Origin of the sequence: Pedobacter cryoconitis, assembly GCF_014200605.1 — a bacterium.
GTDB lineage: Bacteria > Bacteroidota > Bacteroidia > Sphingobacteriales > Sphingobacteriaceae > Pedobacter > Pedobacter cryoconitis_B.
Genome location: NZ_JACHCE010000011.1, coordinates 19,669 through 42,542, shown reverse-complemented (window position 1 = coordinate 42,542; position 22,874 = coordinate 19,669). Strand labels below are relative to the sequence as shown.

Annotated in this window: 19 protein-coding genes and 1 tRNA gene; 10 read left to right on the top strand and 10 right to left on the bottom strand. The window is 37.6% G+C overall.

Features of this window, described 5'->3' with window-relative positions; translation table 11 throughout:
- Nucleotides 1–17: 17 nt before the first annotated feature.
- From HDE68_RS23790 to HDE68_RS23780, 3 genes are all read right to left on the bottom strand, one after another.
- Nucleotides 18–539, bottom strand: coding sequence for a hypothetical protein (locus tag HDE68_RS23790; protein ID WP_183884758.1), 522 nt, complete (start codon nucleotides 537–539; stop codon nucleotides 18–20).
- Nucleotides 540–611: 72 nt separating this feature from the next.
- Nucleotides 612–2,267, bottom strand: a complete 1,656-nt coding sequence (locus HDE68_RS23785; protein ID WP_183884756.1) for a RagB/SusD family nutrient uptake outer membrane protein — start codon at nucleotides 2,265–2,267, stop codon at nucleotides 612–614.
- 26 nt (nucleotides 2,268–2,293) lie between these two features.
- The gene (locus tag HDE68_RS23780) at nucleotides 2,294–5,413 is read right to left on the bottom strand and encodes a SusC/RagA family TonB-linked outer membrane protein (protein WP_183884754.1); all 3,120 of its coding nucleotides are present in this window, start codon (nucleotides 5,411–5,413) and stop codon (nucleotides 2,294–2,296) included.
- 475 nt (nucleotides 5,414–5,888) lie between these two features.
- Between HDE68_RS23780 and HDE68_RS23775 the strand changes: the two genes are divergently transcribed.
- The 8 genes from HDE68_RS23775 to HDE68_RS23740 all read left to right on the top strand — a co-directional run bounded on the left by HDE68_RS23775 (nucleotide 5,889) and on the right by HDE68_RS23740 (nucleotide 14,990).
- The gene (locus HDE68_RS23775) at nucleotides 5,889–6,761 is read left to right on the top strand and encodes an ABC transporter ATP-binding protein (protein ID WP_183884752.1); all 873 of its coding nucleotides are present in this window, start codon (nucleotides 5,889–5,891) and stop codon (nucleotides 6,759–6,761) included.
- A 3-nt stretch (nucleotides 6,762–6,764) separates the two neighbouring features.
- Complete coding sequence (locus HDE68_RS23770; RefSeq protein WP_183884750.1) at nucleotides 6,765–8,354, top strand: hypothetical protein; 1,590 nt, start codon at nucleotides 6,765–6,767, stop codon at nucleotides 8,352–8,354.
- 183 nt (nucleotides 8,355–8,537) lie between these two features.
- Nucleotides 8,538–10,928 carry an ABC transporter permease gene (locus HDE68_RS23765; protein WP_183884748.1) on the top strand — a complete coding sequence of 797 codons (2,391 nt, stop codon included), beginning with the start codon at nucleotides 8,538–8,540 and terminating at the stop codon, nucleotides 10,926–10,928.
- A 70-nt stretch (nucleotides 10,929–10,998) separates the two neighbouring features.
- Nucleotides 10,999–11,454 (top strand): PaaI family thioesterase, encoded by a 456-nt coding sequence (locus HDE68_RS23760; protein WP_221300935.1) that lies wholly within the window; start codon nucleotides 10,999–11,001, stop codon nucleotides 11,452–11,454.
- Between the two features lie 51 nt (nucleotides 11,455–11,505).
- Nucleotides 11,506–12,606 carry a serine hydrolase domain-containing protein gene (locus HDE68_RS23755; protein ID WP_183884746.1) on the top strand — a complete coding sequence of 367 codons (1,101 nt, stop codon included), beginning with the start codon at nucleotides 11,506–11,508 and terminating at the stop codon, nucleotides 12,604–12,606.
- A gap of 251 nt (nucleotides 12,607–12,857) precedes the next feature.
- Nucleotides 12,858–12,930: transfer RNA gene (locus HDE68_RS23750), tRNA-Lys, on the top strand.
- 248 nt (nucleotides 12,931–13,178) lie between these two features.
- Nucleotides 13,179–14,399, top strand: coding sequence for a site-specific integrase (locus HDE68_RS23745; protein WP_183884745.1), 1,221 nt, complete (start codon nucleotides 13,179–13,181; stop codon nucleotides 14,397–14,399).
- 51 nt (nucleotides 14,400–14,450) lie between these two features.
- Complete coding sequence (locus HDE68_RS23740) at nucleotides 14,451–14,990, top strand: ORF6N domain-containing protein (protein WP_183884743.1); 540 nt, start codon at nucleotides 14,451–14,453, stop codon at nucleotides 14,988–14,990.
- A 121-nt stretch (nucleotides 14,991–15,111) separates the two neighbouring features.
- Here HDE68_RS23740 and HDE68_RS23735 read toward each other — a convergent pair whose 3' ends face one another.
- The 3 genes from HDE68_RS23735 to HDE68_RS23725 are packed head-to-tail and all read right to left on the bottom strand — an operon-like array spanning nucleotide 15,112 to nucleotide 16,967.
- Entirely contained in the window at nucleotides 15,112–15,738 is a 627-nt protein-coding gene (locus HDE68_RS23735; protein WP_183884741.1) for a hypothetical protein, read from the bottom strand.
- Nucleotides 15,701–16,666 (bottom strand): MvdC/MvdD family ATP grasp protein, encoded by a 966-nt coding sequence (locus HDE68_RS23730; RefSeq protein ID WP_183884739.1) that lies wholly within the window; start codon nucleotides 16,664–16,666, stop codon nucleotides 15,701–15,703. The genes HDE68_RS23735 and HDE68_RS23730 overlap by 38 nt, the downstream gene beginning before the upstream one ends.
- Entirely contained in the window at nucleotides 16,638–16,967 is a 330-nt protein-coding gene (locus HDE68_RS23725; protein WP_183884737.1) for a hypothetical protein, read from the bottom strand. The genes HDE68_RS23730 and HDE68_RS23725 overlap by 29 nt, the downstream gene beginning before the upstream one ends.
- A 230-nt stretch (nucleotides 16,968–17,197) precedes the next feature.
- Here HDE68_RS23725 and HDE68_RS23720 point away from each other — a divergent pair, with 230 nt between their 5' ends.
- The gene (locus HDE68_RS23720; protein ID WP_183884734.1) at nucleotides 17,198–18,337 is read left to right on the top strand and encodes a hypothetical protein; all 1,140 of its coding nucleotides are present in this window, start codon (nucleotides 17,198–17,200) and stop codon (nucleotides 18,335–18,337) included.
- A 346-nt stretch (nucleotides 18,338–18,683) separates the two neighbouring features.
- Here the strand turns inward: HDE68_RS23720 and HDE68_RS23715 are convergent, their stop codons facing one another.
- From HDE68_RS23715 to HDE68_RS23705, 3 genes are read right to left on the bottom strand one after another with little or no spacing between them, the layout of a single operon-like run.
- Nucleotides 18,684–18,959 (bottom strand): hypothetical protein, encoded by a 276-nt coding sequence (locus tag HDE68_RS23715; RefSeq protein ID WP_090560131.1) that lies wholly within the window; start codon nucleotides 18,957–18,959, stop codon nucleotides 18,684–18,686.
- 7 nt (nucleotides 18,960–18,966) lie between these two features.
- Nucleotides 18,967–20,229, bottom strand: a complete 1,263-nt coding sequence (locus HDE68_RS23710) for a hypothetical protein (RefSeq protein WP_183884732.1) — start codon at nucleotides 20,227–20,229, stop codon at nucleotides 18,967–18,969.
- Nucleotides 20,230–20,242: 13 nt separating this feature from the next.
- On the bottom strand, nucleotides 20,243–21,142 hold the full coding sequence (locus HDE68_RS23705) for a HEPN domain-containing protein (RefSeq protein WP_183884730.1): 900 nt from the start codon (nucleotides 21,140–21,142) through the stop codon (nucleotides 20,243–20,245).
- A gap of 128 nt (nucleotides 21,143–21,270) precedes the next feature.
- Here HDE68_RS23705 and HDE68_RS23700 point away from each other — a divergent pair, with 128 nt between their 5' ends.
- Nucleotides 21,271–21,669 (top strand): helix-turn-helix domain-containing protein, encoded by a 399-nt coding sequence (locus HDE68_RS23700; protein ID WP_183884728.1) that lies wholly within the window; start codon nucleotides 21,271–21,273, stop codon nucleotides 21,667–21,669.
- A 364-nt stretch (nucleotides 21,670–22,033) separates the two neighbouring features.
- On the opposite strand, the gene HDE68_RS23695 is transcribed toward HDE68_RS23700, so the two are convergent.
- Nucleotides 22,034–22,810 carry an aminoglycoside 6-adenylyltransferase gene (locus tag HDE68_RS23695; protein ID WP_183884726.1) on the bottom strand — a complete coding sequence of 259 codons (777 nt, stop codon included), beginning with the start codon at nucleotides 22,808–22,810 and terminating at the stop codon, nucleotides 22,034–22,036.
- Nucleotides 22,811–22,874 lie beyond the last annotated feature (64 nt).

Here is a 22,874-nt window from a genome sequence, read left to right as displayed (position 1 = left end):
TTCAGGGATTAGTTTATTTATTTTATTTCAAGAAAGCGGATATAGGATTGTGAAAAGGTCCCAACAGTATATTTATCATTCGCATTTTTCACCAGGTCTATTTCTATTTTTCTTGTTCCGGCAACCGGACTATTCAGGACCTTAATATAGATAGTATCTACCGTTTTTTTTGCCTGTGGAAAATTCAGCGAATATATAGCATTCGCTGCCGTTATCGTATTTCCATTTTTATCAACGATATTAAAATCCTGTCCTGCAACTGCAGGATTTGTGATTCCTGTAGTCACTAAAGTATAAAAGGCTGCCGCATCAAAGTCCCGTACAAAAGCAGAGTTAAACTGAACCGGAAACTTCACCAATTTAGTTTGAGTACGCAATACAGACTCAGTACCTGTATTATTCCAGGGCAGAAAGCCTGCATAATAATAATTATCAAATTCCGGCAGGCCTTTTTTACCGTTATCCTCATCCTTTTTACAGGCTGTGAAAATAGCGGCAGTCAATGCAAAAGCGGATAGATATATAATTGCTTTATTCATATTTTTAAGATTATTAAGAAGGATTTTGTATCAAACCTTCAGTCTTTTTATTAATTCCAGCCTGTTTTTTTATCAATTCCAACCCGGGTTTTGTACGACACTATTTCCACTTAAGGAGATCTCCTGTAAGGGTACAGGGTATAAATAATCTCTTCCCGGGTCAAAAGTTCTTTTAGAAGCATCTTCAACTACCAGAATCTTATCTGCATTCAGGTTTAAAGAAGCAGCAGGGGTCCCTACCCATTCAGCAGCATTGTATTTAGCGCCCAGCAAAGCTTTTGGCAATACCGTTTCGGCAATTTTCCAGCGTAGCAAATCATTGTAACGGAAACCTTCTAAACACAGTTCTACTGTTCTTTCCCTTCTGATTTCTTCCCGCATGCTCAGGTTATTCGCTGTTACAAATGCGTTAGTTAATTTAACTGTTAAACCAGCTCTTGTTCTTAAAGCATTGACTGTTAAGTTCAGGTCTGCATCGTTAATTGCACCGTCCAGTTCATATTTCGCCTCTGCATAGATCAATAAAACTTCGGCATAACGGATTAATGGTTTATGGACAGTTGCATTGTTATTGGTTACCCAGTCTACTGTATTAAACCCTTTTTTCGCTGCAAAAGCAGATCTTGTACCTAATGACGTTCCCGGAACCCAGGCTCTTTGATAAGACTGTTCCCCACTTCTGTAAACTAAAGTTGTAATTCGCGGGTCACGGTTATCCAGAATTGTATTGTAATTAATTTCATCTTTCTCATTTACAAAAAATGCCGATTTTGTTCCCGATGGTGTATTATCAGTATTGTAAGCAGGCAAACCATCTTTGTATAAAAAGATACGGATCAGATTACGGGTAGGCGCAATCCTTCCGTTTTCAAGATCTCTTGACGTATTATGTGTTAAACCCAATGCTGCTGTCAATCCATAAAGTTTGACAAAAACATTCTCCGTATTGCCTGCACCTTCTCCGTCATGGGTAAACATGCCCTGGTAATTTGCAAATAGACCGTGCCCCTGCCCCATTACCGCTGTTGCTGCCTGTATGGCAATCTGCAGATCCTGCTGATAATTTGGTGTATTAAAAAACTTACCTCTTGTTCCTTCATTTAAAGCAACTCTTGCTTTTAAAGCCCATGCTGCACTCTTAGTCACTCTGCCGTATTGGGCAGCAGGCAGCGCTGCTCTTGTGGGTAACCAAAGTGCTGCATAGTCAAGATCATCGTAAATTGACTGTACAACTTTTGTCCTTTCAGTACGCGGCATATTTAATTCTGGCGATTCAATGGTCAGTGTTTTTAACAGCAACGGTACATCTCCATATTTCTGTACTAAAGCTGCATAGGCGTATGCCCTGAAAAAACGGGCTTCAGCAAAATATCTGTTTTTAACGGCATCGGGCACCTGTGCTTTCCCAGCTTTTTCAAGAATGTTATTCGCTGTAAAAATCTGTCTGTATGGAACTGTCCAGTCGTCACTATTACCTGTCACCCCGCGGTTACCATTACTCACTATATTTAAGCCGGACTGATTCACATTATCATCTCCGCGGTTATCAATTGAATAACCGATCAGTTGTTCATACATCCTGTTGGCAGCATTGATTAAATCATTTTCTGTATTCCAAAATTTATCATCTGTAAAAGATGTTTCTGGCAATCTGTCCAGCTTTTTACAACTGATATTGATCGCTGTAACTATCAGAATACAGATCAGTAGTAGGTTATATTTTTTCATCTTACGTTTTATTTAAGGATAAACCATTATAAAGTGATATTCACTCCGAATGACACTGAGCGGTAGAAAGGATAAGTTGACGCGCTTACATCATTCTTATCACCTCCGGCCTCCGGATCAAATACACTAAGTACCTTAGTACTTTCAAACAGGTCCTGACAAGAGAAATACACTTTAAGATTCTGAATATATTTCCTGTTCACTTTGAAGGTATAACCCAGCTGAACATTTTTCAGACGGATATAACTTCCATTCTGAACCCATTTATCTGAAGGCCTGAAATTATGGGCGCTGGTTTGATACATGCGTGGGAAAAAGGCATCAGGATTATCCGGTGTCCAGTGGTCCTGATGTATAGTCCATGGCATATTTGAAGTCCCCAGAATTGGTGACAGCGTATTTTCTTCAATTAAGAAAGAACGTTTCAGAACTCCCTGGAAAAACACAGAGAAATCAAATCCTTTCCAGGTTGCACCCAGGTCTATTCCAAAAGTATATCTTGGGTTCGTATTACCCAGATACACTAAATCCCCTGGTTTTTCTGGTGTACCCCCGCCCGCATCAATCACCCCGCTGCCGTCTAAGTCTTTATATTTGACATCGCCTGGTCCCGGACTTGCAAAAAATGGGTATTTCACTTTAGCTTTATAAGCATCGGCCTCTGCCTGAGTCTGGAAATAGCCATCAGTTTTATATCCCCAGATACTATTTAAAGGATATCCTTGCAGCAGGCCTATTCTGCCTCCAGAACCGATAGAGTTTTTACCATCGTATTTGGTTAGTTTATTCTGATTATCAGCAATGCTTAAACCGATATGGTAATCACCATTTTTGAATATATCTCTCCATTTAATTTCAAGCTCTGAACCCCAGCTTTTCAATTCCCCAACATTACTGCTTGGAATCCCTACGCCAATAATACTTGGCAGGTTTAAGGTGGCAAGCATATTTTTATTATACTTTTGATAGTATTCAGCTGTAATGGTTAACCTGTTTTTAAACAGGCTGGCATCAATACCAATATTACTTGATTCAACAGTTTCCCATGTTTTATTTTTGGAAGCTAAATCTTTCTGAAATAAATACTGTGCTTTTGTTCCATTGAAAACCAGGTTTGGCTGATCGGTAACGGTTAATCCACTGGTGATTAGTGTAATGTAGTCATACAACCCTAAAACAGAACCGTTTCCTTGCTGTCCCCACGATCCGCGTATTTTTAAATTGTCTACGAAACGCACATTATTTTTAAAGAATGGCTCTTCACTGATACGCCATCCCCCAGAAAATGCAGGGAATATCTGATAACGGTTATCCGGAGCTAAACGGGAACTACCGTCACGTCTTAATACGGCTTCAAATAAGTATTTGCCATCATAATTATAGTTCAACCTGCCAAAAAGAGAACCAATAGCCCATGTTTCTATTTTATCACTATTTGTTTTATTTGCAGGATCACCGAAATTCAGACTGAAGAAATCATTGCTCACCATATTGGTTGCACTTGCCGAAGCTTCATCTTTCCGGTATTGTTCAAATGACGCACCACCCAGTAATTTAAAGTTGTGTTTATCAGCAAGCTGCAAGTCGTAAGTAAACTGACCAGTCAGGTTATCCTGATAGCCTTTATTCTTTGTCAGATCAAGCTGATTAGGCGTATTCATTGAATTTCTTATCGTATTAGTACTTCTACCATACCAGATCAGTGTTCTTTTTTCTGATCTCATGTTATACATATCCTGATTTCTGGAAGCTGAAAAATCAAAGGCCAGCCCTTTAACCAGATTTTTAATATTCAGGCTTAGTTTTCCGGTATAGCTTTCGTAACTGCTTGTTTTGACCCCTGCATTTTTCTCGATGTCAATAGGGTTTAACTGCAAGTCACCATTATATTGCTGACCGGTTACATCTTCGGCTGGCGTAAAAACAGGTTGTCTGGTGCGGACACGGTATAACAAATCAATGATATTACCTGTATCATAAGAGTTTTCATGAATTGTTGAATTTACATAACCCGCTATCAGGCCTATACTCAGATATTTATTGACCTGAGAATTTACGGATAAACGCAGGTTTTGTCTTGAATTATCATCAGGTCCATAACGCAATACTCCATCACGTTTATAGTAAGATCCGGATAATAAATAATTCAGTTCCTGTTTTCCGCCACCCACTGACAGCGCATAGTTTTGTGAAGGGTTCACCTTGCTCATTCCTTCTTTAATCCAGTCGGTATTGGCATAATAATCCCAGCGGTCTGCGGTAAGACTTGGTCTGTAGCTAAAGTTTGGGTTTTTAAGCCACTCGACCTGCTCATCGGTAAATTCTCTTGCCCCTGTGGCGTTAAACCTGGCTTCGTCAATAAGCGCCTGTTCATCCCACGAGTTTAAACGTTTTGGTTGTCTGGCAGTAATATTTAAACTAAAGTTATTGCTGAAATTAATTCTTGTTTTACCACTTGTAGATTTTTTGGTGGTTACCAAAACTACGCCTCCAGCTGCCCTTGCGCCATAAATAGAGGCTGCAGCTGCATCCTTTAGCACAGAGATATTTTCAATATCATCAGGGTTCACAAGTGCAAGGTCCATTTCTACTCCGTCTACCAATACCAGCGCTTTAGTATCATTGGCAGATGAGAAACCACGTATACGTAAGCCGTAGTTTTCTGCACCGGGCTTACCGCTGTTTCTGGTAATGGTTACGCCGGGCGAAATTCCCTGAAGTGCAGCAATTGCATTGGGAACAGGCCTGTTGGTGAGCACATCTCCGCTGATTTGTGCGACAGAACCTGTAAGGTTCACCTTTTTTTGTGTACCATAACCAACAACCACAACTTCATTTAACCCCTGAGCATCTTCGTCCAGTGTTACATTTATCGTCGGTTTTCCGTTGATTGAAAATTCTTTAGGAAGGAAGCCCACAAAACTGAAGACAATAATACTTTTGTTATCAGTTGAAGAAATACTGTATTGGCCATTAGAATTAGTGAATGTACCTGTTTTGGTGTCTTTGATTTTAACACTCACCCCTGGCAAGGGTAATCCCTTAATGTCTCTCACTGTACCTGTTATTTTCTGTTGTGCCAAAGCAGAAAAGGAAAGGGAACAGCACAACGAAATACATAATAAATAGTTGTAAAGTTTATCCATAATTTTTAAATATTTGGTTGATTTGCTTGTTTAATCCAATTTTGGAATCGGAAATACCATTAACTTATAGCTTAACTTATACAGGGAGCACCCGATTAATTTGCAAATTAGAAGGGGGTGCATAGGGATGTTTGCATCTCTGAGAGAGTTTTAGTGAATTCATCATGATATATTTGGTTTAGTTTGATTAGGAATTGAAATTAAACAACAGCAGTCTAAATGGATTAAGCTAAATCTTCAAAAACGGCCTAAAGGGCGGTTTTCTATCATTTCAAGCGTTTGAAATAATTTGAAATTCAGAGACAATAAGTGCTGAACTGATCCGCTATAAAATCGATTAATGGTTAATGATTGCCCATTAACCTTGCAAAACCTATTATTTTCAAATGAATATTTGATTGTAATGTTATTTATTTATTTTAACAGGCATGTAACTTAACATGGGCTACACTATCTAAAACCTATAAATCAACCTATGACTTTAGAAATTAAAAATCTTACCAAGAAATACAACAAACATAAAACAGGGCTTTCAGACTATTCTATCACCCTTGAAAAAGGAATTTTAGGCCTGTTAGGACCAAATGGAGCAGGCAAATCAACACTGATGAAAATTATTGCGACCATCAGCCAGCCAACAGAAGGCACTTTGTTTTTTGATGGTGTCGATATTGTGAGCAGTCCTGACCATATCCGCAAAGTGCTGGGTTACCTGCCACAGGATTTTGGTGTCTACCCTAACCTGAATGCTTATGAATTTCTGAATTATATCGCTGCGATGAAGGGGATTGGCGGTAAAGGGTTGAACCAGCGTATAGATATGCTTCTTGAAGGTGTAAACCTGACTGCAGATGCAAAAAGACCTATTGGAACTTATTCTGGTGGGATGAGACAACGTATTGGCATCGCCCAGGCTTTGCTGAATGACCCGAAAGTATTAATATTTGACGAGCCTACTGTTGGGCTTGATCCCGAAGAACGTGTGCGGTTTCGTCAGCTGATTACAGATCTTGCCGATGATTGTATTATTATACTTTCATCACATATTGTATCGGACATTGAAACTATAGCAGATGAAGTGGCAGTGATGCAAAGCGGCAGGCTGATCACCAAAGGCAGCCAGCAGGATATCATGAAATACGCGGAAGGTCAAGTCTTTGAGGTACTTTTACCTGCTGCTGATTTAGCTTCGTTTAAAAGCAGATACAGTGTAATTGATACCGGCAGACAGCAGGATCAGGTCCGCGTACGTTATATTAGCCGTGGCAATGACGTTGTGCCTGGCTCTGTGGCTGCAAAGGCAAGTTTAGAGGATTCTTATTTATTTTTAACTCAAAACAAAGCCTAGCCTGTGAAATACTTCTACAATATTATCAAGGCAGACTATCTGCAACGCACACGTAGTTATTCCTTTCTTATTACCCTGGTAGTTACCGTTTATATTGCTTATTTATTTGTGCCGCTTCATACTGCGAAATATACCACACTGGATGTTCCAGGTTTCAAAGGGGCTTATAATTCGGCATGGGCCGGCTATATATCGGGGATAATGACCACCGTCATGCTTTCTATGTATGGTTTTCTTCTGGTCAATAATAGTATAAAAAAAGATATAGAAACTGAGGTCGGTCTAATCATTGCATCCACTCCTATTTCTAATTTCAGTTACCTGTTCAGCAAGCAATTAAGTAATTTCCTGGTGCTTTTAACAATTACTGGCTGTACTTTCCTTGTCAGCATAATTATGTTTTTTGTACGTGGTACTGATTATCCTTTTGTCTTTTCAGCTTTTCTTTATCCATACCTGATTTTTGCTGTTCCGGCTATGTCTTTAGTCGCTTCAATGGCTGTAGTTGCAGAAGTATTCTTAGACAGAAAGAGTATTTTACAGTTTATTGTGTACTTTTTTATATTTGGTTTTACAATGGCTTCTATCAAAATTCAGGGAGCAGACAGCCTGATCACATTGCTTGACCCATTTGGTTTAAAGGTCATCACCAATAGTATCACGAACGCAATTAACTCGCAATTTCACACCCATATCAATGACACTTCTTTTGGATTTATCTTTAGAGGTAAGCAAGATTTTCAAGTGTTTGTTTTTGAAGGGGTTAACTGGCAACTTCCCTTCTTGCTCAGCCGTATAGTATGGATAGGTATCAGTTTAGCACTTGTTTATTTTTCTTCTTTCTTTTTCCACCGGTTCGACTTTAAACAAAGTGTGTCAAAGAAAAACAATAAGCCAGTCCAATTAACAGCCGATTTAGTTAGTGATGAAAAGGAGATGATTTCACCTGTAGGAATCAGCAGGGCATTATTGCCCCCTTTAGTTTTTGATTACAGCATTTTTCCATTTGTAAAAACCGAATTGCTGCTGATGATCAGGAAAGGGAACCAATTGTTATGGCTGGTTAACGCTGGTTTATGGATAGCTATGTTTTTCGTTTCTTTACCTATCGCCCATAGTTATCTGCTTCCTGTGTTGTTATTTCTACAGGTGATCCGCTGGTCAGACCTAACTACAAAAGAGAAAACAAACAGGCTTCATTATTTTAGCTATGCCGCATACAGGCCATTGTTTAGGATATTACCGGCCCAGATTCTATCCGGGATTATAGTGGCAATGGTAATGGCACTACCAGTAATTGTACGTTATGCTATCATTTCAGATCTATTTGCAGTGGTAAATATTATCAATGGATCAGTTCTTATCATTTTACTAGCGGTATGCCTTGGAATTATAACAGAAGGAAAGAAATTGTATGAAATCATTTTCTTTATGCTGACTTATTCTGCTGTAAACAAGCTACCAATAACTGATTATCTGGGCGGTGCCCCACATGATAACCATTTGGTTTATATCAGCGTGCTGCCTGGCTTAAATATAATTTTAGTCTTAGTGAGCTTTATCGTTAGAAATTACCAGTCAAGGCATATATAATTGCCCTGACCGGGGGTTTATCCGGCGTCCGGGACTGTACGTTTCCGGTCGCCTGATGTTCATCAATGAACAGTTAATTTAGTTTAAACCTCCGGAAGCATTGATTTAAAGCTATATATTACGTAATTTAATCTGGCATACCATTAGCTAATCGGGAATAGATTAACAGCTAACCGCAAACAAATGTTCAAGTTAAATTTAAAGATCGCATGGCGAAACCTTTGGAAAAACAAAGGTTATACTTTCATCAATATTTTTGGTCTTTCTGTTGCAATGGGAAGTTGCATCCTTATCTTTATTTTTATCCGTTATCAGTTAAGTTTCGATCAGGGTTATAAAAATCAGGACAGGATTTACAGGTTTACTACCGATTGGAAATACACCAGTTTTGAGGACTATTCTCAGGGTGTACCCATTCCTTTCGCAGCAGCCGCAAGAAATGAACTACCAGGTTTAGAGAAGATTGCAACGATAGTTAGAAGTAATGTTGTTCTTCAAATTAAAAATAAGAACGGCACGGACAGGATAAAAACTCAGGAGCGGATTTATTACGCAGAAAATGATTTCTTTGATATATTCAATATTGGCTGGCTTGCCGGAACATCTGCAACTGCTTTATCTGAGCCTAACACCGTCGCTTTATCCGAAACGATGGCAAAGAACTTTTTTGGCACTGCCGAAAACGCAGTTGGAAAAGTTATTCTTCTTGAAAACAGCGTTAACCTGAAAGTTACGGGCGTATATAATGATATGGCTGCAAATAGCAGTTTACCTGTAAAAATCATCGTTAGCTATCAGAATTTTGGTGCCAGAAACAATAAGAACTGGAATGCTGTAGGATCACAGATTGAATGTTATACTTTATTAAAAAATGGGGTGACAGCTACTGATTTGCAAGAACCCCTAAGATTATTTAATAAGAAATATTATTGGGATAGAAAGATTGAAGGTAAACAAACTAATTCCCTTCAGGCTTTAAAGGATATTCACTTTAGTGAGCGTTATGGCAATTTTGCTGACCTGTATATCACTAAAAAGGAGATTTATGGACTAGCTGTAATTGGCGTATTTTTAATGATTACTGCCTGTATCAATTTCATTAACCTAACTACTGCGCAATCTATTAACCGCGCTAAGGAAGTTGGTGTACGCAAGGTGATGGGCAGCAAACGCAAACAGTTAATTGTTCAGTTCTTAACAGAAACCTTTACAGTTACCCTGATTGCACTCATAGTTGCCTGTATTTTAGCAGAATTGGCACTGCCACAGCTAGAAGCGCTTTTTAAGGCCAAAATCTCCTTCAGCTCTTTTCAGGACCCGGTTATTTTCGTTTTCCTGATTGCCCTTGTTCTTTTAGTCAGCTTATTGGCCGGCTTCTATCCTGCACTTATTATTTCAGGCTTTAGCCCTGCTTTAGCTATAAAGAATAAAATCACCGTAAACTCTGGAAATATGAGCTTAAGGAAGATTTTAATAGTGATACAATTTTCCATAACTATTATATTGATCATTGGAACAGTTGTTATTCTGCAGCAAATGGATTATGTCCGCAAAAAACCATTGGGATTTAATACGCAGACCATTGCGATGCTGAATGTACCAGCAGATAGTTTAAATCAGACCAGGTACAATACTTTTAAAGAACGTGCATTGCAGATAGAGGGTGTTCAATTTTTAAGTTATTGTCAGCGGCCTCCCCTTTCGGGAGATGTAAGTTCAACTAATTTCACTTTTAATGGACATAAAAATTTAGATTTCGAACTGAGAATATCTATGGCAGATGCAGATTATTTTAAAGTTTTTAACTTGAAACTAATTGCCGGAAAAATATTTTTAAAGAGTGATACGAATAGCGGATATGTTGTGAATGAGACTTTCCTTAAGAAAATAAATATAACCAATCCTCAGGACGCTATCGGTAAAATACTATTACAAAATGGACAAAAAGTCCCGGTAGTTGGTGTAGTTAAAGATTTTAATGATAAATCACTTAAAGAAAGTATATCTCCACTTGCAATCTTTCAACAGAAAAATGCTTATTATAAAATAGCAGTCAAAATGGACAGGAATCAGCTGATGCCTGCTATGCGTAAGATAGAAACGCTATGGAACAGTACTTTCCCTAATGGTATTTATACTGCAGAGTTTGTCAATGAGGAGATCAACAGATATTATGAGAGTGAGCTGATCATTGGTATATTATTCCGTGTGTTTGCAGGAATTATCATTTTCATTTCATTTGTAGGTTTATTTGGCCTGATTTCTTTTGTAGCCACACAACGCACCAAAGAAGTAGCGATCAGAAAAGTACTGGGCGCTTCTACCCTTGAACTGGTAAAAATGCTCAACAGTTCATTTTTACTCCTGGTTTTTATAGCGAATCTTGTCGCATGGCCTTTAGCTTATTTACTGGCTTCAAAATGGTTATCTGGTTTTGCGTACCGTATCAATTTAAGTGTATGGCCTTTTGTACTCGCCTTTCTGGTTTCTATGCTGATTACTTTGATCACAGTAAGTATCCGGTCTTATAAGGCTGCTGTGGCTAATACAATTGATGCACTTAAATATGAGTAATGTTATTTTATTAAATAATAAACAAGTCTTATAATACCAATTGGTATATTTACAGATAAAGACAAGGTTTATGAAAAATGACACTACACATATCAGACAAGGTCTGATTGATCAGCTTGGAAAAACAGTAACAAATTCTCCATCAGCATTTATGTTATGGCTCGCCCCTATAGTGAGGGAAATTGACAATGGAAGTATGACTTTTGAGTACTGTGTCAGACCTGAAATGACTAATCCTATCGGGACCTTACATGGTGGTGTCACTGCTGCGATCATGGATGATATGATAGGCGCTACTATTATCAGCCTGGGCAGGGAGAATTTTTATACGACAGTGAATAATGTAATAGATTATTTCTCTACAGCGAAGTCAGGTGATATTATTACCGGGAAAACAAAAGTGATTAAGGCCGGCCGGCAAATTATTAATGTACAGTTTGAGTTATGGAACCTGGAGAAAGACCGGCTGCTGGCAAGGGGTTATTCCAATGCTTTGAAAACAGATCATAAAATAAATGGAGCATAATTATAAAATGATAGAAATCTGTTTGTAAATTGATTTACTAAATCTTTTACTATGCAAAGAGCCCTCTCCTGCTTCGTTCTACCACTTCTTTTTCCATTGCTTTTACAGGCGCAAACCAGTTCGCAAACCAGTTCGCTGAGCAGCGCAGTAAGACAAAGAATTGACCACGTCATGGATTCTTGCATTCAGAAGAATTTCAGCGGGGTTGTATTGGTCGCGAAAAAAGGGAAAGTTGAATATTTGAAATATACCGGGCTTGCAAACAGGCACTATGATATCAAGTTTTCAGAGCAGACAAAGTTCAAGATATTTTCTGTGACTAAAACTTTTACTGCTGTTTTAATTATGCAGTTATATGAGCAGGGAAAGATTAACCTGGATTCTACGATATCAGCTTACTATCCGGAGTATAAGGGCGAAGCGGCAAAAAAAGCTACGATCAGAAATCTGCTGACTTATAGCAGCGGCAGAGATACCAAAGATATGAGAGATGTTTTTGAGGCTTATAGTAATGATATATGGACCGTAGATGAGTTTATCGATAAATTTTGTTCAGGGAAGCTGATTGATACTCCTGGAACGAAGTTCAATTATAGCAATGGAGATTATATTATTTTAGGTAAGATCATTGAGAATATCTATAAAAAACCGTTTGAAGAGGTACTGAGAGAAAAGATCCTGATCCCTCTTCATATGCAGCATACAGATTATTTGCACCATAATGATATTATCAAGGATATTGATGAAGGTTATGATTATGTCAAGCCAAATACCGCAAAGTTAATTATGCCTACTAATCATTATATAGATAATCATTTTTCTGCCGGAGCTATGTATTCGACCCCGCAGGATTTATTGATTTTTGATCAGGCTATTTTTAAACATACAATACTTAAAAAGGAAACTGTTGACCTGATGCTTACTTCTTACCCAAAACTGGGAGATGTTGCTATAGGTTTTTGGGTATATCCTAGGAAGTTTGGTAAAGTGAACACTTTATTTGCAGAAAGACAGGGCGCAGGTTATGGACATAATGCAAATTGGGTACATCTTATAGATAAAGATCTAACTTTTATATTATTATCAAATACAAACACTGTGGAACTGAATAAAATGAGGCTGGATGTTATTTCTGCTTATTTAGGGGAGTGATATTTGGTTTTTTATTGGGCATTTTGGTTTGGTAAGAGGAGAAATTGGTAGAAATAAGACAAATCAGTCAATGGTTGGGATTCAAATCTATTAAATGATGAAAATTATTATAACTAACATTCAACACTTTAGGGGTTAAAAATAAGATAATGCGCTTTATTATGATTTAAAACGCATTATTTCAATTTAAAATGATACTTTTGCATCACTGAAAACGGAAACGCTTACAGTATTATTCTGAAAAGAATAATGATTCCGTAGCTCAGCTGGTAGAGCATTACACTTTTAATGTAGTGGTCCTGGGTTCGAATCCCAGCGGGATCACAGAAGATAGTATCAAAACTACGTAAAAGCTTGCAAATCAAATGATTGCAAGCTTTTTTATTTTACCGGAAACACCAAAATATGCAATAAATCGCATAAAAAAAGTGAGTGATTCGGCGAGTAGTTTTACAGAGTGGCATACTCACTGGAAATTACGTAAGTTATTGAATTACAGAAAGTTCAGTCATTGAACGACTTGATACGATTAGACTGCAAGGCTAACTTTGTTAACTTTAAATCAGTCGATTATGAAAACTAATTTCAGTCTGCTCTTCTACCTGAAGAAACCAAAAAACTATGTTAAAGGTGCTGTTCCTGTTTATCTAAGGATTACCGTTGACGGAAAACCTGTGGAAATGTCCGCTAGTAGAAAATGTGAACCGGAATTGTGGAACACCAAAGCGGGTCACATGATCGGCACAAAAGAAGATGCCAAAACCTTAAATTCCTATCTCGACAAAATGAAAGCGGGCGTTACTGCTGCCCATACTGCCTTATGCGTAGAAGACGCAAATATATCTGCTGAAGGCGTTAAATGCAAATATCTGGGCAAGGCAGAAAAAATGCACACCATTATGGAGGCTATTAAAATCCATAATACAAACATGGCCGCACTTGTAGAAAAGGAAGATTATGCGGAAGGCACTTTGAGACGGTTTAAGGTGCTTGAAAAGCACGTTAAAGAATATATTTTATTCAAATATCAAACAGGTGACCTCAACGTCCGAAATATAGACCATGAGTTTATTGATGGTTTCGATTTCTACCTGCATACCTCAAAGGATAATGATACCAATACCGCCAGTAAGCACCTTAAGAATCTGGGAAAAATCGTCCGTATATGTCTTAGAAACAAATGGATCATCACTGATCCCTTCTTTGGTTATAAGCTGAAATCAAAACTCGTACAAAGAGAATACCTCACTGCGGATGAACTCCAAAATATTGCGGGCAAAAAATACAGTACCGCAAGACTTACGCAAGTTCGGGACTTCTTCCTGTTTAGCTGTTATACAGGGCTGTCCTATGCCGATGTGCAAAAACTCAAACAAACCGACATACGCATAGGGATTGACGGGGAAAAGTGGCTGTTTAGCTACCGTAAAAAAACTGGTACGCCTGTAGCCGTCCCACTTATCCCAATAGCCGCTGATATTCTGGAAAGATATAAAGATCACCCTTTCTGTGTCAACCAAAACAGGGCGCTGCCTGTTTCCAGCAATCAAAAAATGAACGAGTATCTGGTGGAGATTGCCGCACTATCGGGTATCGTCAAGACACTCGGCAACCGGATTGCCAAGCGTACTTTTGCTACTACAGTTACCCTTTTGAATGGTGTACCTATTGAAAGCGTATCAAAAATGATGGGACATACCAATATACGCACGACCCAACTTTATGCAAAAATGCTTGATGAAAAGGTAAGCACAGACATGGCGCCTTTAAGACAAATTTTCGCATCAATTTAACGCCTTCCGGTCGGCAGCTTGTGCCGACCGTTTTTAACACTAAATAAAAGAATGGAAACAAAGATCAAAATTTCTGATGAACTGGTTATGAACCAGATTTACATGATAAGAGGACATAAAGTGATGCTGGATTTCGATCTGGCGGAGTTATACGGAGTGGAAACCAAACAGCTAAAGCGGCAGGTAAAAAGGAATGCGGAGCGTTTTCCCGAAGATTTCATGTTTGAGTTGAATACGGAGGAACAGAAAATCTTAAGGAGCCAATTTGGCACCTTAAGACATGGGGCGCACTCAAAATATAATATTATGGCCTTTACCGAACAGGGCGTAGCAATGCTTTCCAGTGTGCTAAACAGTACAAGGGCTATTGAGGTAAATATCCAGATCATCCGCATTTTTACCAGAATGCGCCATATGCTTTCCGACAATACAGAGATCAGGCTGGACATTGAAAAGATTAAAGGGAAACTGGATAACCAAGACAAAAACATGGAAATCGTTTTCCGCTACTTAGACGAACTGCTTGAGAAACAGGAACGGCCAGCGCAAAAACGGACACGAATTGGGTTCAAGCCCGATGAATTGCACTAATCGCATTTATCTCTTTATATCGAAAGGATTGCTACCGAAGTTTCGGGCTAATTTGATGCCTTGCTAAAACGTCGTGGATAGGTCGGCATAAACTAAATGTCAAACCTATATTTTATTGAATTTAACTAACAAAATACTTTAATGTGCACTGTATCAGTACGTGTAATGAAAAAAGTGAGATCATTATAATCGCCCTTTTGTAATACTCTTGAGCCATCATCATATTGTCTGCCTTAGAGTTAATCGTTGATTGATTTAATTTTTTGTTCTTAACCAGGCAGTTTACCAAGTGCTTCTGAAAATTAACCTTTGACCCCTTAAAGTTGATTTCCTTTAAGCCAAGAACGAAGTAATTTCCTCTCTCAAGTGCTTTGACAGCAAACCAAACAGTACGAACAGCGTAAATGGATAGCACAAATGATATAAAGACTGAGACCATTATATGAAATCCAAATGTTGAATTAGAAATAACCATAGAGTTTGCGGCCACTACTATCGATGTAGCTACACTGATGGTGCTTATAAATAATGCCGCCTTAGATTCAATTCCTTTACGACGATCTTCTTCTGCATCATTGATTTTATTGGTCAAAACTAGGAACTGATCTATGTTTTCCTCATCAATTTGTAGTTTAAAAGGAGTTGGTTCTTTAGCGCTCGGGGATGGTTTTTCTATTTCAAGTAACGGCCAAAAGAATTCCCTAATATCATTAAGCCGCGTTTTTAATGAGTAGTTTGGTGATTTCATCAGATATTTTAAAATTAAGTTGCCTTTCAATCCATGCCCATTGTCCATTAGGATTGATCTCAAGGAATATGTAGTTGTTTTTCTGATCCAGTATAAAATCTATCGCAGCAAAATTCAAGTTTAATTTTTTTGCTAATTGAAAGCACTTTACGGTTATTTCTTTGGGAAGTTCATGGACAGAATGCCTTAATGGATGCCTAGCCTTACGCCAATCAACTATTGAATCCTCTTCTTCCTGAGAATGAATCATGGCACAAAACAATTTGTTGCCGATTAGAGTAACCCTTAAATCAGCATTTTTTGGAATATGGTTCTGTAGATATACGGGACAGCTTAAGATTCTATCGATGTTATCGTCGTCCAGATGAACCTTACTAGTGAATATTACTCCTTCTTCAGTTCCTCCACTCACCAATCCTGATTTAATCGGCTTGATTATGCATGAACAGTTATTTTCCGAAAAAAAAGACATCGCGCTACTTGGCTGGTTTGATAAAATAGTGTTTGGAATGATGAAACCAATCTCGTTGGCTAGCATAAGTTGATATAACTTATTTTCTGCTGCTCTTATCGCATCCACTGTATTTACCCAAAAGGCGTTGTCTAAGATTCTATACACGGCTTCGAGGGTAAAAGAAAGTTCAGATTTGACAAAGTTTTTTTCTCCAATTGTTACAGCTCCTGCATGAACGAAAATTTCAGGTCGTCTGAAATAAACCGATTTGATTTGAAGAAGATCAATTATTATATCTCGTGCATAGTCATAAATCAAATATTCATTATTTATGACATCCAATGAAAGCCGAATAGTATTGCCTATCTCGTCAGTATTTAATCGATAGAAGGGAACTCCTAGCTCCGATAAATTTTGAACGATGAAATCACTGGTAATGTCTCCCTTATTGGTAAGTACCAAAATGTTCATCATCTCTCTCTTGAGTTTTTAAAGTCTTTGTCTCCATTTCCAAAAGGTTAAACCCTTCATCATCTCGTTCAGTCTTTGTAAATGTCTTGGTTGATAATTCTAATCGAAAATTATCATCATCCTGTTCTTGGTTTACTTTAGTTTTAGTTTCAAGTTCAATGTCACTATTTCTAGTCTGAATAAATGGCTTACTAACACCATCTACGGTAATCATATTTAATGAAGCTATAGGATCATATTTGTAAGATGCTGTTCCTCCGCCATCAATACGGGAAACCCTGTAGTCAAGGATTAATGGTCTCATATAGTTAAGGTTGGTTAATGTAAATTTATATATAATAATTTTACCAACCTATAGCGGTTGACACCGCTGCCGACTTTGTAAAATACAAGGCTGCACTTTATATTAATATTTAGTGTGAATCTCCTTTTTGAATATATTCCGTTGGCGTTAATTGTTAATGGATATTAATGTTATTTTTAAGTTTTTCATTTTGGGATGATTTTGCATAACTTTATTATCAAATTTATCAAATGGCAGAAGATTTACTTGATGAAAATGGAAGGATTGCTAAAATTGCAAACAACAAGTTTAATACAGAGAAATTAAACCTACATCCGGTAGATAAGATAATTGATAAATTGAATTGGTATCGATCTTTATTCGGGAAGGTTCATGATTTGACGGAAGTAGAATATCAGCAACTGAAGAAGAATGTAGCAACTTTTTTCAATTTAAAATCAGTTGTTAAGGCTGTCACTCTTCCAAGACATTTGGTAAGAATATCTCACAATACAAATATTTTTGCTGGAAAAGGTGTTCCGGTGAGCTATTTTACATCAATTGAAGATTTGCTAGCTCCGCCAACGCATTTAGTAAAAGTGAATCGTTGTAACGTTGAAAATGAACAAGTTCTTTATTGCTCAATGGATGAAGGATCTGCATATTGGGAAACAAAGCCTAAGTATGGAGATATTATTACCCTAACTCGATTTGTTTTAAAGCCTGAGGCAAATTGCGTTTGTTCTGTGATTGTTCCAGAACCCTTTTCTGCTGATAATTTTTCAAACCCGTTACGATTAGTCTATTCCTTAATCAGAGAATTTTTCGTAGAAGTTTTTACTTTAAAGGTTGATAGAAGCCGGCCAAGAGACTATCTTTTTAGTGCAATAATCAGTTCGGAACAGTTGTTTTATCCTATTCCTTCGGAAGATAATATTGGTGCTATAATATATCCGTCTGTTCAAAGAAGCGGATTTGGTGACAATATTGCAATACGAAATGATATATTTCTGGAGAAATATAATTTTGTTGCTGCTGAAACAAGATTTATTCTAGAAGAGTATTCAAATCCTGATCCAAAATCGAATGATCCCACTACAGATCAAGTTATGGCTTCATTCTATTCATACTCTTATAATCCAAAAACACGCACTATATCTTATTCGCCTAAGGCTGATGAAATCTTTGGACTTTTCAAGTCATTTCAGAATCCAAATAATCCACAGACCCGTATTGATAACGCCCCCGATATTCCGAAAAACCTTGCGTTTAACATGAGTGATCCAGGATTCGTAATTCCACAGTATTTGAACGAGTTTCGTCATAAAGGTGCGGAAAATAATGAAAAGAGCGAAGAAGACAATACAGTTATTGGAACAATAAATGTCTGATAAATTTTAAAACTACCTTATTTGGATTACCAAATTAATAGTTCTAACGAAGTCCGACAATGGTAAATCCAAACGAAATTAATTCTGATGAATGAAACCTCGTTGTATTAAACGTTTACTATTTTAATCTTCAATTATTTGCTCTAGTAGCCTACAAAAGCGCTCAAAAGTGTAAAATAGTCGTTTTGGAAGGTAGTTTTCCATTACTGTCTTCTCCGTATATGCCAAAAGCGGGAACAGCGACAGCCCAATGCGGTGGCCGTTCCGCAGGCCGCAAATGCGGGACGGCCAATTTGCAGGCATTATTCAAGTAAATCCTATTTATGGTTTTTGATTGATAATATCGCTATTTATTTAATTCAATTTTTTTGGTAAATACATAACATAGGTTCAGCAGTTCCACCAATTGATTATAAAAAAATAACATATCTGTTAGTTCCTCGCCTTCAGGAGATTCAGCAGCGAAATGAATCCATCCCTCGTATAGCTCCCAAAGCTTAGTTCGGCTTTCGTGAATCGGATGGTTCACGAAAAAATAAGTAATTGACGGCACAGGATTATCAAGATCCTCATCGGAGATATCGACAGGTTGATAATTTAAAGCCTTTAAAATTTCTTCCATAACCTTTTCATTTATTAATAAACCTATATCCCATCCTTAGTTGATCTACAAAATCTTTAAAATCACCGTCATAGTGTTTCTTTAGTACTAAGAGCTGAAATTGGCTTTGCTGAAAATAAGTAAGCAGTTCGCTATCTACAACAGAGTTCAATAGCACATATTTTCTCGGGCTGTAGCTCAGCATAGCAAAGAAAGCGGTATTGAAGTAATATTGTAGCGGATGTATTTTTCCTAGAAGCATTAATCGAAGCTCCAGTTTATAATAATCGCCCTTATCTTTCCATAGAAAGCAGATTTCTGGTGTTTCATTATTAAATTCGCATGGCGTCATATACGATCTTATCGGTTTGCTCTTTACATTACGCATTCCATACGTATAACTGTAGTGTGTATACAGCCTTCCTGAAAGTAAAGGGAGCGCCTTTTGCCATAGCTCAAAAAGCTGATTGAAATTATATTGGTTCTGTTTCCGTTTTTCAGCTAGACTATGAGCGTCTTCTTTATATTCCGGGTTAGCAACTAAGGCTATTTTTTTCATGTCGAAGCAAATCTCAACGAGGCTTTGCTGTTCGTCCGTAAGATCAATTTCCGAAAGGTGCATTTCATTAAGTACGTATGTTTTAAAGCTCCTAACTCCCGTTTTGCCTTTGTTCAATATACCTATACAAGGAATTAGAAAAGGGTAATGGTTAGTTCGGTATCTTTCATTGTTAGTGTCTGCCAAGCAGAAACTCAATACGATGTGGGTCTCACTCGGTGGCTGTTCCTGAATTGAGGGAACTGCTTTTCGTAGCTCAATTATATTTGCAGATATATTAGGAAGTTGTTTTCCAGGTTTATATAAGCCTTTATACCTCACTTTTGATGATACATGTAAACTGTCCTTTGACTTATGGATCATCAGATACTTAGATTCCCCTGTTTCCTGATCAAAGAATCCCGGCCAATAATAGTCCTCGAAATCGTATTCAGTATGATAGTACATCAGTTGGTTAAGCGAAAAATAAGCGTATCGGCTCAAATAGTTTTCATGGGTATCAACGCTGCAGCTCACCAATAGTTTGGATGTGGTGACTTTGATATAAACTAGTTCTTCAGGCTCTTTATCCAGAATTACACCTATTACAAGCAGTTCATTGCTGAAAGATATTTTTCTGATTTTAATGGGGAAATAACCCCTTTTCGGTTTTCTGATCTCTGAATATTGGTTCAGTGTATTTTCTGTAAGTATTCTTGTATTTGGCGTAAAAGGCAAATGAAAGAAGTTCATTGATGGAATAGTTTTATCCGCCATAAACCACCTCGCTTTCTTTTTTTAATCGTATGTAAGATTCCGCCACAGTTGCAAGGGAATTTATCTTGTCGCCGCACATAATCTCGGTAAGCTTCAAAAAGGTTGAAACACGGGTGAAAATTTGCTCTGCATCGGCTTGTTCAACCTTAAAGTCATCCTTGTAACGTGCAGCGGAATAACTTTTTACCATGATATCAAAGAGCCGTTTGTCCTCTTCACTGCCCGATAAGAATAGCCTTGATGGTGCCGAAGAAAAACTATCGCACATCCGAAGCTGTCTATATAGGTTGTGTATATCAGAGCGGTAAGCCAAGTGAACCCTTATCAAAACAATACAGCATTGTTCTACTACCTGATGCGCCATAAATGCACTTAGATTGTGATGTTGGTTCGTCAGGCATTCTTTTGCACTTTTTAAAAAACCTGTTGCCAATGGAAAGCGGTGGTTATAATGTTTTTGGGCTTTTACCGCTCCCTGGGTGGGTATAAAATTTATGCTATGAGTGCGCTGCACCATACCATCTCGACTATAAAGAATGTGGCCATCGTTGTAAACGGTGATGAAGAACCTATTATTTGCCTTTATTGCCGCTGCAATGGTTTCTTGCCCATGAGCCAATATGGTGACCTTGCCGAAGGGATAATGATTATTGGCAAAGTCTTGTACGTCATGTTCAATTCTGGTAACGATTTCGGTCACCATCAATAAAAAATAATGATAGTCTTCTCTACTGTGGTTCTCTATAAAACAACCGTCATTGACTTTAAAATCAATGTTTTTACCAAAGCTATAGAGTTGCTCGGGCTTGAATTTTTGAACCAGCTCCTTAATAAAGGCTGAAAAGTTTTCTTTCTGGAACTGACCAGATTGCGAGAATTGTGTTTCCATAATCGTGACATTTTTGATTTCTGAGATCAAAAATGAGGCACAGTAATACCGTAACCTACCACTAAAGCTGGTATCTTACTACAATACATTGGTTCATTACTATCTTAGGAATTTATTATATTTGCTTTATGGAAACGCCTACAAAATCTAACAAAGTGCACATCGGCAGAAAGATCAGCCGTATTAGGGAAATACGTGGTATCAAACAGGATTATCTTGCTATTGAACTTGGCGTAAGCCAGCAGACGATTTCTAAGATAGAGCAAAGCGAAGAGGTAGAAGATGCAACACTGGAAAAAATCGCTAAAGTTTTAGGAGTGTCACCAGAGGGAATAAAAAACTTTAATGAAGAATCCCTAATCAACAATATCAATTCTTCTTACGACAATAGTACATTCAATGTTAATAATCATTGTACATTTAACCCTCTTGATAAATTGATGGAAGTTGTTGAGGAAAACAAAAGTCTTTATGAGCGGTTGCTCGCTAGTGAGCGTGAAAAAAATGAGCTTTTAAAAAATAAGTAATTCATCTACTACGCTGAGTTGTTAATACGTAAATTGTAATTTAATTTTTGTTCGCTACCTCTTAGCTAGCTGTTTTTCGTGCTTTAAATTATCAAAAACTCATCATCAAAACTAGAATTTTGATTAGATTTATGGAATGAGTTTATGAGAATCGCACATAAGATATATGTTTTAAGAGGTCACATACAGAACTTTATAATAGATTTTCAGCCCCAGAGGATTGCCAAATAACTAGGGAATATTGATAGTACCTAATATCTTAGACTGCTTGAAACTGGTATGATTCAAGAGAGTGCCATGAATTGATTGTTGCTAAAAAGTCAAATGAATAATTAGTGATGCAGGACTAACGCCCCGCACCATTCTATAAATTATCTTTTAAGTTTTGGAAATACGAGATTACAGCACTTTCTGCTTTATTAGGAGAAATATTGTCTTTGAATAAATTGGTTCTTAAATTACTGTAGAGATTTATAGCATTTTCAACAGATTGCAAAAGTGATTCCTTGTTATTGGCGCATAACGTCCCCTGTAGAGATTCAAAATCCAAAGGATCTAATGATGTTTCAACCTTGCGTACACCCCTAGGTAAATTATTGTTCTTAATATGTAATAACGGCCCAAAAACTACCATGCGTAAAAAACCCATAAAATCAAGCGCTTCAAAATACTCACCTCTGCCTATCTTTAATAAACCATAGTGAATCCAAGTCCAAAATCTATCCTCAATCCATTGAAAGTCCGGTCTTGGAAATTCAGGATTGGTATTATCAATTACACTCTTCAATTGGTTATCGCGGTCTAATAATATGACTGGATTTTCAATCCGATCATGAAATTCATTTAGCGTGACAAATTTTATATCTACATGTAGAAGCGGATCATCGTACAAACAAATTAAAAGCCGCTTTTCTCCAACATGTTCCCCCGTAAATGCTGAAAGCAAACTTCCAAAGCGTTCGGCATAGGCAAGCATCTTTGATTTGTCAGCATTTAAATTCTCTCTGGTGACTACTACCAGATCGAGGTCCGACCACTTGTCAATTTCGTCGGTAAGCCATGAACCAGCACCCGCCAGTCCAATAATTGTCTGATCGTCTCTCAAGACATCGACTACATTTTTTGCAAATTCCTTCTGCATTACGAATTTATTTAATCTGCTAAGATAAGAGATGTTACATTAAATGGATGTGATTTTTAGATTA

Coding starts and splice junctions, on each gene's coding strand:
- HDE68_RS23790 (WP_183884758.1), bottom strand. CDS start 539: ATGAATAAAGCAATTATATATCTATCCGCTTTTGCATTGACTGCCGCT.
- HDE68_RS23785 (WP_183884756.1), bottom strand. CDS start 2,267: ATGAAAAAATATAACCTACTACTGATCTGTATTCTGATAGTTACAGCG.
- HDE68_RS23780 (WP_183884754.1), bottom strand. CDS start 5,413: ATGGATAAACTTTACAACTATTTATTATGTATTTCGTTGTGCTGTTCC.
- HDE68_RS23775 (WP_183884752.1), top strand. CDS start 5,889: ATGACTTTAGAAATTAAAAATCTTACCAAGAAATACAACAAACATAAA.
- HDE68_RS23765 (WP_183884748.1), top strand. CDS start 8,538: ATGTTCAAGTTAAATTTAAAGATCGCATGGCGAAACCTTTGGAAAAAC.
- HDE68_RS23760 (WP_221300935.1), top strand. CDS start 10,999: ATGAAAAATGACACTACACATATCAGACAAGGTCTGATTGATCAGCTT.
- HDE68_RS23755 (WP_183884746.1), top strand. CDS start 11,506: ATGCAAAGAGCCCTCTCCTGCTTCGTTCTACCACTTCTTTTTCCATTG.
- HDE68_RS23745 (WP_183884745.1), top strand. CDS start 13,179: ATGAAAACTAATTTCAGTCTGCTCTTCTACCTGAAGAAACCAAAAAAC.
- HDE68_RS23740 (WP_183884743.1), top strand. CDS start 14,451: ATGGAAACAAAGATCAAAATTTCTGATGAACTGGTTATGAACCAGATT.
- HDE68_RS23735 (WP_183884741.1), bottom strand. CDS start 15,738: ATGAAATCACCAAACTACTCATTAAAAACGCGGCTTAATGATATTAGG.
- HDE68_RS23730 (WP_183884739.1), bottom strand. CDS start 16,666: ATGATGAACATTTTGGTACTTACCAATAAGGGAGACATTACCAGTGAT.
- HDE68_RS23725 (WP_183884737.1), bottom strand. CDS start 16,967: ATGAGACCATTAATCCTTGACTACAGGGTTTCCCGTATTGATGGCGGA.
- HDE68_RS23720 (WP_183884734.1), top strand. CDS start 17,198: ATGGCAGAAGATTTACTTGATGAAAATGGAAGGATTGCTAAAATTGCA.
- HDE68_RS23715 (WP_090560131.1), bottom strand. CDS start 18,959: ATGGAAGAAATTTTAAAGGCTTTAAATTATCAACCTGTCGATATCTCC.
- HDE68_RS23710 (WP_183884732.1), bottom strand. CDS start 20,229: ATGAACTTCTTTCATTTGCCTTTTACGCCAAATACAAGAATACTTACA.
- HDE68_RS23705 (WP_183884730.1), bottom strand. CDS start 21,142: ATGGAAACACAATTCTCGCAATCTGGTCAGTTCCAGAAAGAAAACTTT.
- HDE68_RS23700 (WP_183884728.1), top strand. CDS start 21,271: ATGGAAACGCCTACAAAATCTAACAAAGTGCACATCGGCAGAAAGATC.
- HDE68_RS23695 (WP_183884726.1), bottom strand. CDS start 22,810: ATGCAGAAGGAATTTGCAAAAAATGTAGTCGATGTCTTGAGAGACGAT.